At 74.0% G+C, this 14286-nt stretch carries 10 protein-coding genes and 1 tRNA gene; 5 read left to right on the top strand and 6 right to left on the bottom strand.

What is annotated here, in order from left to right:
• Positions 1–7: 7 nt before the first annotated feature.
• On the bottom strand, positions 8–1444 hold the full coding sequence (locus ACFXGA_RS17545; protein ID WP_378089004.1) for a trehalose-6-phosphate synthase: 1437 nt from the start codon (positions 1442–1444) through the stop codon (positions 8–10).
• Between the two features lie 155 nt (positions 1445–1599).
• Positions 1600–2937 (bottom strand): threonine/serine exporter ThrE family protein, encoded by a 1338-nt coding sequence (locus tag ACFXGA_RS17540; protein WP_378089002.1) that lies wholly within the window; start codon positions 2935–2937, stop codon positions 1600–1602.
• A gap of 280 nt (positions 2938–3217) precedes the next feature.
• On the opposite strand from ACFXGA_RS17540, the gene ACFXGA_RS17535 reads away from it, so the two are divergent.
• Positions 3218–3290: transfer RNA gene (locus tag ACFXGA_RS17535), tRNA-Thr, on the top strand.
• A 275-nt stretch (positions 3291–3565) separates the two neighbouring features.
• On the top strand, positions 3566–4594 hold the full coding sequence (gene mgrA / locus ACFXGA_RS17530) for an L-glyceraldehyde 3-phosphate reductase (RefSeq protein ID WP_378089000.1): 1029 nt from the start codon (positions 3566–3568) through the stop codon (positions 4592–4594).
• Here mgrA and ACFXGA_RS17525 read toward each other — a convergent pair.
• The 3 genes from ACFXGA_RS17525 to ACFXGA_RS17515 are packed head-to-tail and all read right to left on the bottom strand — an operon-like array spanning position 4577 to position 7894.
• Positions 4577–5767, bottom strand: coding sequence for a hypothetical protein (locus ACFXGA_RS17525; RefSeq protein WP_378088998.1), 1191 nt, complete (start codon positions 5765–5767; stop codon positions 4577–4579). The genes mgrA and ACFXGA_RS17525 overlap by 18 nt on opposite strands.
• Positions 5768–5804: 37 nt before the next feature.
• Positions 5805–7199 carry a sensor histidine kinase gene (locus tag ACFXGA_RS17520; protein ID WP_378088996.1) on the bottom strand — a complete coding sequence of 465 codons (1395 nt, stop codon included), beginning with the start codon at positions 7197–7199 and terminating at the stop codon, positions 5805–5807.
• Positions 7196–7894: a response regulator transcription factor gene (locus ACFXGA_RS17515; RefSeq protein WP_378088994.1), complete on the bottom strand. Its 699-nt coding sequence runs from the start codon at positions 7892–7894 to the stop codon at positions 7196–7198. Before ACFXGA_RS17515 ends, ACFXGA_RS17520 begins: the two co-directional genes overlap by 4 nt.
• A 139-nt stretch (positions 7895–8033) precedes the next feature.
• On the opposite strand from ACFXGA_RS17515, the gene ACFXGA_RS17510 reads away from it, so the two are divergent.
• Together ACFXGA_RS17510 and ACFXGA_RS17505 are read left to right on the top strand one after the other, a co-directional pair.
• A complete protein-coding gene (locus ACFXGA_RS17510; RefSeq protein ID WP_378088991.1) occupies positions 8034–8696 on the top strand; it encodes a Crp/Fnr family transcriptional regulator in 663 nt (220 codons plus the stop codon).
• A gap of 209 nt (positions 8697–8905) precedes the next feature.
• Positions 8906–9790 carry a hypothetical protein gene (locus ACFXGA_RS17505; protein ID WP_378088988.1) on the top strand — a complete coding sequence of 295 codons (885 nt, stop codon included), beginning with the start codon at positions 8906–8908 and terminating at the stop codon, positions 9788–9790.
• A gap of 180 nt (positions 9791–9970) precedes the next feature.
• Here the strand turns inward: ACFXGA_RS17505 and ACFXGA_RS17500 are convergent, their stop codons facing one another.
• A complete protein-coding gene (locus ACFXGA_RS17500; protein WP_378088986.1) occupies positions 9971–11011 on the bottom strand; it encodes an ADP-ribosylglycohydrolase family protein in 1041 nt (346 codons plus the stop codon).
• A gap of 188 nt (positions 11012–11199) precedes the next feature.
• On the opposite strand from ACFXGA_RS17500, the gene ACFXGA_RS17495 reads away from it, so the two are divergent.
• Positions 11200–13992 (top strand): BTAD domain-containing putative transcriptional regulator, encoded by a 2793-nt coding sequence (locus ACFXGA_RS17495; RefSeq protein WP_378088983.1) that lies wholly within the window; start codon positions 11200–11202, stop codon positions 13990–13992.
• Positions 13993–14286: the final 294 nt, after the last annotated feature.

Raw genomic sequence — 14286 nt, 5'->3', positions numbered from 1 at the left:
AACTGATTCAGATCGTGGACTGCGCGCCCAAGGCATCAAGGAACGATCGAGCCCAGCGGTCGACGTCGTGCGTGAGGACTTGGCGGCGCAGCGCGCGCATCCTACGGCGGCCTTCCGCCGGATCCACCGTGAGGGCGGCTTCCAACGCGTTCTTCACGCCGTCCAGATCGTGGGGGTTGACGAGGAACGCGCTCGTGAGCTCGGCCGCCGCGCCGGCGAACTCGGAGAGCACCAGCGCGCCGCCGAGGTCGTAGCGCGTGGCGACGTACTCCTTGCAGACGAGGTTCATGCCGTCACGCACCGGAGTCACCACCATGACGTCCGCCGCCGACATGAACGCGGTCAACTCCCGCCGGTTGACCGATTGGTGCAGGTAGTGGACCACGGGGTGGCCCACGGTGGAGAACTCGCCGTTGATCCGGCCGACCGCCTGCTCGATCTCGCCGCGCATCTGCTTGTAGTGCTCGACGCGCTCGCGGCTGGGCGTGGCGAGCTGGACCATGGTCACGTCGGCGGGGTCGACCCGGCCGTCGGCGAGCAGTTCGTGCAGCGCGCGCAGCCGCACGTCGATGCCCTTGGTGTAGTCCAGGCGGTCCACGCCGAGCAGGATCTTCTTCGGGTTCCCGAGGTCTTCGCGAATTTGCCGGGCGTGTTTCTGGACCTCTTTGTCGCGCGCCAGCGCGTCCAGTCCCGCGGAATCGATGGAAATCGGGAATGCCCCTACCCGCACAGTGCGGTCACCGACCTGCACGACACCGGGCCGGGTCCGCACGCCGACCGCGCCGCGGCTCGGCTCCAGGCCCACCAGGCGGCGGGCCAGCCACAGGAAGTTCTGCGCGCCGCCGGGCCGGTGGAAGCCGACCAGGTCCGCGCCGAGCAGCCCGCGGATGATCTCCGTGCGCCACGGCAGCTGCATGAACAGCTCCACCGGCGGGAACGGGATGTGCAGGAAGAAGCCGATGCGCAGGTCCGGGCGCAGCTCGCGCAGCATCGCCGGCACGAGCTGGAGCTGGTAGTCCTGCACCCACACGGTCGCGCCCTGGGCGGCGACCTTCGCCGTCACGTCGGCGAACCGCTGGTTGACCCGCACGTAGGCGTTCCACCACCGCCGGTGGAACGCGGGCGGCGCGACCACGTCGTGGTAGAGCGGCCACAGCGTGCCGTTGGAGAAGCCCTCGTAGTAGTCGGCGACCTCGGTGGCGCTCAACGTCACCGGGTGCAGTTGCAGGCCGTCCTCCTCGAACGCGTCCACCTCGGCGTCCGGGATGCCGGGCCAGCCGATCCACGCGCCGCTGTGCGTGCGCAGGAACGGTTCCAGGGCGCTCACCAGGCCGCCGGGGCTGTGCTTCCAGCGCTGCGTGCCGTCCGGCAGGCGCTCCAGGTCAACCGGTAGGCGGTTGGCCACGACCAGGAAGTCCGCGCCGTTCTCGCCAATGCTGCTCACCGGGTAGCGCCTCCTAAGGGATTCGTCTCGCCCACCGTCGAGGTTAGTGGGAAACCGCAGGTTGGATGCCCTGTCGTCAGGCCCGTCACACTGTGTTGACTTGACGAAAGACCGTCAGGTGGGCGATCTCACCTGGAAACGCGGTGTTCAGCACCTCAGCGGCGGGAACGGGCCGCCAACCGGCGGAGACCGGTGCGGACCGGTCGCCCCAGATGTTCACCCAGGACGACGCCGCTCGCCAGCGCGAGGGCCGTGCCGGCGGCCAGCGCGAGGGTCGAGATGCCCGTCGCGTCCGCCTCGGCGGTGAGCTGGTAGAGGCCGCGGTAGATGGTCCAGCCCGGCAGCAGCGGCACCATGCCGGCCACCGCCACGAGCAGCGGCGGCGTCTTCAGCCGGCGGGAGACGACCGTGCCGCCGAAGCCGACCAGGGTGGCCGCCGCGGCGGCGGCCGTGACGGTGTTGACGCCGACCAGCGTGAGCAGGCCGAACGTGCTCGCGCCGAGCGCGCCCGCGGCGGCCGCCATGGGCAGCGTGCGCGGCGGCGCGTAGTTGGCCAGGGCGAAGAACGCGGACGTGGCCGCGCCGGCCAGGAGCTGCACCGGCACGTCGGAGATCAGCGGCGGCAGCGGCTCGGTGATGGTCGTCCGCACGCCGAACTGCACGCCCGCCCGCAGGGTGAGCGCGACCCCCGCGATGAGCCCCGCGGTGAGCAGCGCGACCTCCACCGTGCGGCCGGCGGCGGTGACGTTGTAGCCGGTGATGGCGTCCTGGACGGTGCCGACCAGGGACAGCCCGGACAGCAGCACCACGATGCCGGTCGCCACGAGCAGGGACGGCCGCAGGGACGGGGCCGCGCCGGTCGCGTACATCACCATCGCCACCGTGGTGGCCAGCGCGCCGCCCACCACCTGCTGGAAGAAGAACGGCAGCTCGCGCCGGTTGAGCAGCCGGCCGACGCGGTCGATCAGCGCGGTCACCGCCGCGGCCGTGCCGGCCAGCAGCGGGCCGCCGCCGACCAGGAACGCCACCGCGCCCGCCATGCCCGCCCACGCGAGCGTGGCGACCCACCGGGGGTACGGGTGGCCGGCGCGGCTGATCCGGTCGATCTCGGCGGACGCGTCCGCGGCGGTGATCCGCTTGTCCACGATCCGCCGGATCAGGTCCTCCACCGCCGCGAGCCGGGTGTAGTCCACGCCCCGGTTGCGCACCACGCGCATGGACGTGACCGGGGCGGCCTCCGTGCCGCGGTGGCAGGTCACGGTGACCGACGTGTAGATGACGTCCACCTCGGTGTGCGGCAGGCCGTACGCGGCCGCGACCGACAGGATGGTGGCCGTCACGTCGGCCGCGCCCGCGCCGCCCGCCATCTGCGCCTCGCCGACGCGCAGCGCCAGGTCGAGTACCAGGTGGACGGTGGAGTCGTCCGGAAGGGACGGTCCCTCGACCGGTCGGGCCGGCCCGGTGTCCCGCGACCGCCGGCGCCACAGCCGCACCCGGCGTCACCTCCTTCGCTCGTGCCCGCCACGCCCGACCGTGCCACACCCGTAGCTGTGGTATGCGCCACCCTCGTAAGGGGTACCTTGACCAGGTGATTCGATCACTGTGCGTTCATCACTGTTGATGGCGCTGGCCAGCGGTTATACGGGTTCCCGACGCCACCCGGACGGTACCCGCGACCTCCGGACGGACCAACGCCGGCCCACCGTGAGCAGACCGTTCGCCGCAGGTAGCACCCCGTGCGGGCGCTTACGATGTTCCCGGCCTCCGGGCCACGCCGGTGTAGCTCAATTGGCAGAGCACTCGCCTTGTAAGCGAAAGGTTGCGGGTTCAAGTCCCGCCACCGGCTCCGAGTGGGACGGTCCCGACCGGGAAGACCCTGGTCAGGCCGCAGGTTCAAGATCATATACCGCCGGCGTGCCCGGTGCCGCGCCGACCGGCGGCCCGACCCCCGCGACCACCCACGCCCACCTCCGGCGTCACGGACCCCGCCCACGCCCGCCGCCGGGCCGCGAGCCGTCCCGCAGGCCACCCCCGCCCGGGGCCGCCGGGCCGAACCGCGACCGCCGAACCGGGCCGTCGCGCCGTGCCGCGTGCCGCCGTGCGGCGTGTCAAGGTGAGCGCATGGCCTACCTACCCGACGCCTCGCGGTACGACCGGATGACCTACCGACGGTGCGGGCGCAGCGGACTCAAGCTGCCCGCCGTGTCACTCGGGCTGTGGCACAACTTCGGCGACGACCGGCCCTACGAGACGGGCCGGGCGATCGTGCGCCGGGCGTTCGACCTCGGCATCACGCACTTCGACCTGGCCAACAACTACGGCCCGCCCTACGGTTCGGCGGAGGTCAACTTCGGCCGGATGGTGGCCGACGACCTGCGCCCCCACCGCGACGAGCTGGTGATCTCCACCAAGGCGGGCTACGACATGTGGCCCGGCCCCTACGGCGAGTGGGGCTCCCGCAAGTACCTGCTGTCCTCACTGGACCAGTCGCTGTCCCGGCTCGGCCTGGACTACGTCGACATCTTCTACTCGCACCGGTTCGACCCCGAGACGCCGCTGGAGGAGACGGTCGGCGCGCTGGTCAGCGCCGTGCAGCAGGGCAAGGCCCTCTACGTGGGCATCTCGTCCTACTCGGCCGGCAAGACCCGCGAGGCGGCCGAGCTGCTGCGCTCGGCGGGCGTGCCGCTGCTCATCCACCAGCCCTCCTACTCGATGCTCAACCGGTGGATCGAGGAGGACCTGCTGGACGCGCTGGGCGAGCTGGGCGTCGGCTGCATCGCGTTCTCGCCGCTGGCGCAGGGCATGCTGACCGACAAGTACCTGGACGGCGTGCCCGAGGGCTCCCGCGCCACGCAGGGCAAGTCGCTGTCCGGTGACCTGCTCAGCGAGGCCAACCTCGCGCACGTGCGCGCCCTGAACGAGATCGCGGCCGGCCGCGGGCAGTCGTTGGCGCAGCTCGCGCTGACCTGGGCGTTGCGCGACGAGCGGGTCACCTCGGTGCTCATCGGCGCGAGCAGCGTGGCGCAGCTGGAGGCCAACGTGGCCGCGCTGGACGGCCCGCCGCTCACCGACGACGAGCTGGAGCGGATCGACGTGCACGCGGTCGACTCCGGCATCGACCTGTGGGCGGAGTCATCGAGCGCCCGCTGAAGCGGCGGCCCTGATCGCGAGCAGCAGCGGCAGCGAACCGTCGTCGCGGACCCTCTCCGGCACGCACGCCAGGAGGTCCGCGCCGGCGGCGAGCCGCCGTCCCGCCGCCGCCAGGTCGAACGGCACGACCAGCACGGGCGAGCTGTAGAGGCGTTCCGCGCCCTTCGCGCGGCGTCCCCGTACGTCCGCGCTGCTCACCGTGAGCGCGGTGACGCCGAAGAACTCCGGCTTCGCGCCCCGTTCCATCCAGCGGGCGAAACCGACCACGCGGGTCGAGCCGATCTCCTCGGCGCGCAGGCCGGTCTCCTCGCGCAGCTCGCGCTCCATGCCGGCGCGCACGGACGCGTGCAGCGTGCCGGCGAGGTCGCGGGGCTCCAGCGTCCCGCTGCCGGACGGCGCGAGCAGCAGCGGGCTGGCGGTGTTCCGCTGCGACTGGACGACGAGCACGAGGTGGTCGTCGGTGGTCGTCGCGATCGTGGAGATGCCGACCAGGTCGGCCAGTTCGCTGCCCGCGAGCGGCCGCACCCGGCCCTCCGGGTCGGTGAGCAGCCTTCGGCGCGGGTCGAACTCCTCGCCGGACGCGCGGTCCACGATCCGCAGCGAGCACAGCTCGTTCGAGCACTCGCCGTCGAAGAACCGGGCGTGGCGCAGCCGCACCGGCCCCGTGCCCGCGGGCTCGTCGAGCAGCCCGACGACCCGGCCGTTGAACAGCGTCCGCCCGCGAGCCCGGAGCGGCAGCACGTGCGGGGCGGTGGCCCGCAGGAACGGCGGCAGCCGGTACGGCTCCTCCAGCACCTCGACCGGGCGGTCCGCGCCGCGCACGGCCTCGTCCAGCTCGTCGCTGACCAGCGCCGTGCCGCGGCCGGGCACCGCGAGGTACCGGGCATCCGGGTAGCGGGCGGGCGGCGGCACCTCGGCGTGCGGGAACGGGGCGGCGATCACCGAGAACTCGTGGGCCGACCAGCGGGCACGCGTCAGCCGCACGTCCCGGGCGAAGGTCGTGACGCCGAGGACCAGCGCGACGACCGACAGCACCACCCCGAACGAGCTGGGCAGCACGGTCACCGCGCCCAGGAGCACGCCCACGCCCGCGACCAGCACCGGCCACTCGCGCGCGCCGATGAACGCCGCGTAGTCCAGCCTCGCCCGCACCCGCCGCAGCAGCCCGCCCACGGTCGGACAGGCTATAGAGGTCGATCGCCCCGGCGGGTCAGCGCGGCAGCCGCACCGTGAAGGCGGTGGACCCGGGCCCGCCGGTCAGCTCCACCGCGCCGCCGTGCGCGGCGACCAGCGAGTCCACCACCGCGAGCCCCAGGCCGCTGCCGCCGCGGTCGCGGGTGCGGGAGTCGTCCACCCGGTAGAAGCGGTCGAAGACGCGGGGCCGGTCGGCCGGTGGGATGCCCGGCCCCGCGTCCTCGACCCGCAGCACGGCCGACCCGTCCTCCGCGGACACCGACAGCGACACCGCCGTGCCCGCCGGTGTGTGCCGGGCCGCGTTGGCGAGCAGGTTGTCCACCACCTGCCGCAGCCGCAGCGGGTCGAACACCAGCCGCACCGGCCCGTCCGGCACGGACAGCGCCAGCGGGTGGGTCGGGTGGGCGGCGCGGAAGGCGTCCGCCGCCTCCCGCGCCACCGCCGCCAGGTCGCCCTCGGCCAACCGCAACGGCGTCTCGACCTCCGCCGAGTCCAGCCGGGCGAGCAGCAGCAGGTCGTCCAGCAGCACGCTCATCCGCGCCGCCTCCGACCGCAGCTTCTCCAGGTGCGCCTCGCGCTCCCCGGGCGCGTTCGCCGCCGCGTACCGGAAGAGGTCCGCGTAGCCCCGGATCGACGTCAACGGCGTGCGCAGCTCGTGCGACGCGTCCGCGATGAACCGCCGCAACCGCTGCTCGGCGGCCGCGCGGGCGGCCAGCGACGTGTCGATGTGGTCGAGCATCGTGTTGAACGCCGTGCGCAGCTCCTCGACCTCCGCGCCGCCGTCGCCGCCCTCCGCGCGCACCGGCAGCCGGGCCGAGTCGGTCAGGTCGTGCGACGCGATGTCGTGCGCGGTGCGGGCCATGTCGCTCAACGGCTTCAGCCCGCGCCGCAGCACGGCCCGCCCGATCACCACGAACGCCACCAGGGCCAGCAGGAACGCGGCCACCTCCACCAGCACGAGCCGCCGCACCGTGGTGGTGATGTCGTTCATCGGCGCGGCGCTGACCAGCACCACCTCGTCGGACACCGGGCAGCCGCGCAGCCGGTACGTGCCGTCGCCGCGCAGGTGCTCGGTGCGGTAGACCGGGTCCTGGCCCCGGACGTCCAGCGCCACCGCGGTCAGCTCGTGGTCGTCGTCGGGCAGGTCCTCGCCGTTGCGCGGGACCGCCTCGCCGCCGCGCACGTCGTAGACGACCGAGAACCAGCCGTACGCCTTGCCCTTGATCGTGCCGTTCCGGGCGAGGTCCTTCTTCAGCGAGGACTGCGTGGTCGCCATCTGGTCGTCCAGCCGGTGCGCCAGGTAGTCCTGCATGCTGCGCGCCATCACCGTGCCGACGACCGCGAACACCGCGAGCGCCAGCGCGCCCAGGCCCAGCGCGAGGCGCGTGCCGAGGCGCAGCCGGCGGGTCACTCCGCGGCCCGGCGCAGCGCGTAGCCCACGCCGCGCACGGTGTGGATCAGCGGCGCGCCGCCGTCGTGCAGCTTGCGCCGCAGGTGCGAGACGACCAGCTCGACCACGTTGGACCGGCCGCCGAAGTCGTACTCCCACACGTGGTCGAGGATCTGGGCCTTGGTCAGCACGGCGGGCGAGCGGCGCATCAGGTAGCGCAGCAGCTCGTACTCGGTCGGCGTGAGGGGCACGAGCCGGCCGCCGCGCCGGACCTCGCGGGTGTCCTCGTCCAGGGCGAGGTCGGCCACCTCGAGCACGGACCGCTTCCACGCGGGCCCGGTGGAGCGCCGCAGCACGGCCCGCAGCCGGGCCATCAGCTCCTCCACCGAGAACGGCTTGACCAGGTAGTCGTCCCCGCCGCGGGTCAGGCCCGCGACCCGGTCGGCGGTGCCGTCGCGGGCGGTCAGGAACACCACCGGCACCATCGCCCCGGACGACCGGAGCCGGTCCAGCACGGTGAAGCCGTCCAGGTCGGGCAGCATCAGGTCGAGCACCATGATGTCGGGGCGGAGGTCGGCGGCGGTCCGCAACGCGGCCTCGCCGCTGCCCGCGGTCACCGCCTGCCAGCCCTCGTACCGCGCCACCGTCGCGACGAGGTCCGCGATGTGCGGCTCGTCGTCCACCACGAGCAGTCGAACCGGGGTGCCCTTGTCCACCCGCCCATGGTGCGACACCCCCGCGCGGCGGGCGAAGCGCTCGGCCGGGCGGCGTGACGATCAACAGCTCGCCGACAGGTTCGCGACCGGGAGCGGACCGGCGCGGTGCGCCGCGCCCGGCTGCGGTAGACAGTGGTGGGTGACCGGCTCACCTGCCACACCACCGCGGGGTTTCCGGGCGTTGCTGGGGGAGACGAGGTGGCGGGCGCTGCTCGACCGGGGCGTGGCGCGCGTGCACCCGCCCGGCTCGTGGCTGCTGCGCCAGGGCGACCCGGGCACGACCGTGCTGGCGCTCGTGTCCGGCCGGGTGAAGGTGCTCGGCGCGGAGCCGGACGGCGGGCAGCTGCTGATCACCCTGCGCGGTCCGGGCGACCTGCTCGGCGAGATCGCGGTCCGGTCGGCGGGTCCGCGCACCGCGTCCGTGCGCGCGGTCGACCGCTGCGCCACGCGGGTGCTCCCGGCGGCGGCCTTCGACGCGTTCCTGGACGAGCACCGCGCGCACGGCGCGCTCACCGACTACGTCGTGTCGAAGCTGTCCCAGGCCGTGCCCTACCAGGTCCAGCTGGTGCACTTCCCGCCGGAACGCCGGATCGCCCGCCTGCTGCTGGAGATCGTGTCGCTCGCCGACGACGGCAGCCCGCGCGTGCCGTTCTCGCAGCGGGAGGTGGCCGACGCGCTGGGCCTGGCCCGCAGCACGGTCGCGCTGCACCTCCAGCGGCTGAAGGAGGGGGGCGCGCTGCGGCCCGGCCCGCGGCTGGTGATCGCCGACCCGGACGCGCTGAAGCGGCACGCCGGAGTGTGACACGCGCCACAGCCGAAGTGTCCGGCGGCGGACACCCCGGCGGCCGCCGAAGCGGGAGCCTGCCGGTCGCGGGGGTCGAGCGACGACCAGGGGGAACGACCGGTCGCGGGGCACGGCGTCGCCACGGTCACCGGGGCCGGGGCCGTCGCCGGCGTCCCCCTGCGCGGGCGCCGGCCCGCGCCCGCCGACCGACCGGGGGAGGACCGCCGATGACCGAGGGCACGACCGGAGCCGCGATCGCGGTGTGGGTGATCGCGCTCGTGATGCTCGCGCTCGTCGCCGCGGCGGCCGTCGCCCGGCGCCGGCGGGCGTGGTCGCGGGCCGGGACCCGGCGGCAGGAGGAGCGCGAGCCCGTGCCGCCCGCGCCGGAGTGGCGGGCGCTGCCGCCGGTCAGCCTGCCGAGCGCGCTGCCCGACCGCCGGTTCACGTTCGCCTGCACGGTGCACTGGCGGCCGCACCCCGACGCCGCCGACCACGCCGCGCCCGGCGCCGTGGCCGTGGACGCCGTGGTGCAGCGCGCGCTGCGGTTCACCGTCCGTCGCCATCCGGGGGACGCCGACGCGACGCAGGCGTTGGCCGACCTCCTGGCCCGACGGGAGGACGACCCGGGACGGCACGTGGTGGCCTGGGCGACGGACGTGCGGCTGGAACCCGCACCGGCGGACCTCCGCGAGCGGCGGCGCGCGTGGGACGAGGAGGCCGCCGCCGAACGCGCGGTCCGCGCCCACCTCGGGCGGGACGTGCCGACCCCGGGCGGCGTGGTGGTGTGGTGGTTCGCCCACAACGCCGGGCAGGCGCGCGACCTGATCGGCACGCCCGCCCGGCTCACGGCGGCGGGCGACCGGGAGGTGGACGAGGGACTGCGGCGTCGGCTGGCCTCCGGCGCGCCGCTGTCGCCGTTCACCGTCGGCGAGGCCGCCGACGACGCCCCCTTCGAACCCGAGGACCACCCGTTGTCCGGCCGCGACGTCGCGGACCTGCTGGAGCGGTACGACGCCCCGGACCACGCCGAACGCACGCGTGAGCGGTACGGCGTGGACGACCGGGACGACGACCCGCCGGAGCCGGCGGACGACGACGACCGGCCGTCCTGACGGACAAGGGGTGGGCCGGCTGTGACCACTCACACGCGCTCTGCTACGGTTCCGCCACGGGTTTTCCCGCTCCACGGCCAGGTCAGCCGGGTTCCGCGCTCGGGGCGTGTTCCTGCGCAGACCGCGTGGAGAGCCGGCCTCGGTCGCACGCTTTCGGGAACGTGCGTGCCGAGGCCGGCTTCATGCGTACTGGCTGTAGTCGAACTCGTGGCCGACCACGGAGCGGCCCAGGTCCGCGCCCAGGCGGGTGAGCAGGTCCACCAGTTCGAGGTTCGCCAGCCAGTCCCTCGGCAACGCCTCCGTGCCGTGCAGCGCGCCCAGGATGTTCCCGGTCAGCGCGGCCGTCGCGTCGCTGCCGCCGGAGTGGTTGGCCGCCGCGCGCACCGCGTCCACGAACTGCGACCGCTTCGGGTACACGAGCACCGTGTGCACGGCGATCGCCAGCGCCTCCGGCCCCGTCCAGCCGCTGCCCAGCCGGTCGACCCGCACCGACTCGAAGCCGAGCGCCCGGTGCTCGTCGGCGAACACGACCGCCCGGTTCAGCGTGTTCGCGGTGTACGGGTCGTCGCGCAGCACGCGCCCGATGACCTGGTCCACCGCCTCGCGCACGGGTCGGCCGCGCACCGCCAGCAAATGGATGAGCAGCGCGAACGCGCCGCCGGACACCCACCCGCCGGTGCCGCCGTGGGTCAGCGCGGCGAACCGGCAGCCCAGGTCGTAGGCGATCTCCGCGCTCGGCGCGAACCCGGCCGGCGCGGTGCGCGTGACGCCGTTGCAGCCCGACGACTCGTTGTGCGGCTGCTCGGGCGTCGGCGGCGTGTCGGCGGCCAGCGCGCGCAGGCACGTCAGGCCCGGCGACCGGCTGGAGTACAGCCGCTCGTCGCCCACGAGCCCGACCGCGCCCGGCTCCGGCGCGGCGACCTGCTGCGTGGTCAGCCAGCGCCGGTAGCTCTGCCAGACGACCTCGATCGGGTCCCACTCGCCGGTGTTCCGACCGCGCACCCAGGCGCGCAGGTAGCCGTCGGCGGTGAACAGGGTGAGCTGGGTGTCGTCGGTGACCAGCGCGGGGCGCGGCGGCTCCAGCACGCCCTCCGGGCCGTGGTCCCGCTGGATGTCGGCCCACCCGAGGTACTGGACGGGCGCGCCGAGGGCGTCGCCCAGCGCGCCGCCCAACAGGCAGGCGGCCCCACGGTCGACCACGTTCATCGGCTCGCGCGGCACTCGCCCTCCTGCACTCGCCCAGAACTCGGCCGGGACGTCCGGGGCCAAAACCCTAGCCGCCGGACGCCCGTCCGGTCATGGCAGCACGACTAGTTGAGCAAGCAACATTTACTCACAGGTATCCAACGGGGCCTCCGACGCACCTGATCCAGTGACCGAGCCAGAAGCACACCAGGCGGGGGAGGGGCATGGCTGACCGGAGCAAGAGCGGGCTGGAGTTCGGCGTCCTCGGACCGTTGCAGGTGCTCGCGGACGGCCGACAGCTCGTCATCGGCCGCAAGGGGATGCGCGGCCTGCTCGCGATGCTCGTGCTGGAGGCCAACCGGGTCGTGCCGATCGACGAGATCGTGGACAGCCTGTGGGGCGACGACCCGCCGGCCACGGCCAGGACGATCGTGCACGGCTACGTGTCGCGGCTGCGGCGGATGCTGGAGGAGGCCGACCCGGCCGGCTCCGCCCGGATACTGACCACCCCGCCCGGCTACCAGCTCTCGGTCGACCCGTGGCGGCTGGACTTCCACCGGGCCAGGCAGCTGGTGTCGAGCGCCCGCGGCAAGCCCGCGCCGATCCGGGCCCAGCTGCTGCGCGAGTCCCTCGGCCTGTGGCGCGGCCAGGTGCTCGCGGACGTGCCGGGCGACCCGGTCACCACCGACCTGGAGGAGCTGCGGCTCGCCGCGCTCGAGGAGCGCATCGAGGCCGAGCTGGAGCTGGGCCGCCACCTGGAGCTGGTGGGGGAGCTGCGCCAGCTGGTGAACGAGTACCCGTTCCGGGAACGGCTCGTGGGCCACATGATGCGCGCCCTGTACCGGTCGGGCCGGCGCGCCGACGCGCTGGAGGCCTACCAGCGCTTCCACCGCCGGGTCGTGGACGAGCTGGGCATCGACCCCGGCCCCGGCCTGCGCGTCCTGCACGAGCAGGTGCTGCGCGACGACCCGGCGCTCAGCTCGCCGGGCCCGGCCGAGCCGGCGCTCGTGCCGCCGCGCCCCGGCGTGGTCGTGCCGGCCCAGCTGCCCGCCGCGGCCAGCGGGTTCATCGGCCGCGACGAGGAGCTGGGCTGGTTGGACCGCCTGTGCGACGGCCGCGACCTGTCCGCCACCACCATCGCGGTGGTCAACGGCGCGGCGGGCATCGGCAAGAGCGAGCTCGCCGTCACGTGGGGGCACCGGCGGGCCGAGCAGTTCCCCGACGGCCTGCTGTTCGCGTCCCTGAACGGCTTCGCGCCCGACCGCGACCCGGTCGAGCCGGCCGAGGTGCTGTCCCGGTTCCTGCTGGCGCTGGGCGTGCCCGCCGACGGCGTCCCGCGCGACCTGGACGACCGGGTCGGCCTCTACCGGTCGGTGCTCGCCAAGCGCCGCGTCCTGGTCGTGCTGGACGACGCCTGGGACCCCGAGCACGTCCGCCTGCTGCTCCCGCCCGGCGCGGGCTCCGTGGTCCTGGTGACCAGCCGCCGCCGCCTGGAGTCCCTGGTGGTCAGCAACGGCGCGCGGATGCTCACCCTCGACACGCTGTCCGACGAGGAAGCGATCCGCCTGGTCGACGAGGTCGTCGGCAAACCGCTGTCGGACCAGGAGCCGGCCGCCGTCCGGATGCTCGTGGAACTGTGCGGCAACCTCCCGCTGGCCCTGCGCATCGCCGCCGCCAAGCTCGTGTTCAGTCCCGAGTGGACGGTCGAGGCCCTGGTCGCGCAACTGTCCGACGACGACTCCCGGTTGCGCACCCTGGACCTGGCCGACACCGGCGTCGGCGTCGAGCGGGCGCTCGCCGTGTCCTACCGCAACCTCCCGCCCGAACTGGCCGAGACCTTCCGCGCCGCCGGCCTGGTGCCGGGCCGCTGGGTGAGCCCGCACAGCATCGCCGCCGTCTGCGACATCGACCTCGGCACGGCCGCCGCCCGGCTCGCCGACCTCGCCGACGCCCACCTGCTCGTGGAGCAGTGGCGGGGCGGGTTCGTCCTGCACGACCTCGTCCGCCTCTACGCGCGCGGCGTCGTGACCGACCGCGAGCGCGGCCTGCGCCGCCTGATGGACCACTACCTGTGCGCCTGCGACCACGCCCGGCGGCTGATCCGGCCGGCGTCCGACGGCCTCGACTTCACCGGGGAGGTCGCCGGCGCGCGCCCCGCCACGTCCGCCCAGGCCCTGTCCTGGTTCGACAAGGAGTGGTCCAACCTCATCGCCCTCGTGCACGCGGGCTCCGAAGCCGGGCTGCACGAGCAGGTCTGGCAACTGGTCCGCCTCGTGCACACCTACTGCGTGACCAGGCTCGTGAGCCGCGAGTGGCGGCCGATGGCCGAGTTCGGCCTGGCGTCGGCCCGCGTCATCGGCGACCGTCGCGGCGAGATGCTCGTGCTGAACGCCATGCACGACATCAACAACCGGGCGGGCGCCCTGCGCGGCACCCTCGACCAGGCCGAGCTGGCCCACCGCATCGCGGTCGAGCTGGGCGAACCCCGCTACCTGGTCATGACCCTCGACCAACTCGCCCTGGCGCTCGTCGCCGAGGGACGGGTGGAGGAAGCCCTGGGCCACCACCGGGAAGCCGTCGAACTGGCCCGCCGGGACGGTGACGCGCTCGGCGAGGCCACGGTCCTCAACAACCTCGCCCAGGTCGAGCAACGTCTCGGGCAGCGGGAACGCGCGGCCCGGCACCAGTTCCTCGCGATGGAGATCTACCACCGCAACGGCGACGAACGCGCCTACGCGGTCGCGCTGAACAACCTGGCCGAGCTGTACGCCGAACTGGGCCTGTTACCGGAAGCCGAGGAGCACGCCCGCCAGGGCGTCGAACTGGCCCACGGCGGCTCGATGCAGTTCGAGGAGGCGTTCGGCCGCCAAGTGCTCGGATCGGTCCTGGTCAAACGGGGCGAACGCGTTGCCGCGCAAGCCGAGCTGGCGGAATCGCTTCGGCTGTTCGAACGCCTCGGCTCACCCCGGGCGATGTTGGTCCGAACGGCTCTTGAAGCCTTGACCTCCCGGGTTTAGCCGCTGTTTAGCTCAACCGCACGAAGTCGTGGGAACTTGGAAGCGCGCTGATCACACGAGTCGGGATCGGCGCCGGGTGGCTCTTGGTGGGGGGAACCAGGGGGGAAAGCCACCCAACCCGCTGGGCCGGCGTTCGGGGGAGAGCGCCGGCCCAGCGCGGCATTCCCGGCAAGCAGCCACATCGCACAACCCGCCCACAACGGACCCGCCACACCACCACCGAGGCTCGATTTGACATGGGTTCGGGTGCCTTAGGCTGGACGAAGCCGGCAGGCCCGGCGGGACGCTCTTCCC

It is taken from the genome of Actinosynnema sp. NPDC059335 (genome assembly GCF_042752395.1).
GTDB lineage: Bacteria > Actinomycetota > Actinomycetes > Mycobacteriales > Pseudonocardiaceae > Actinosynnema.
The sequence above is the reverse complement of the archived record's forward strand: the minus strand, read 5'-3'. Positions and strand labels throughout refer to the sequence as shown.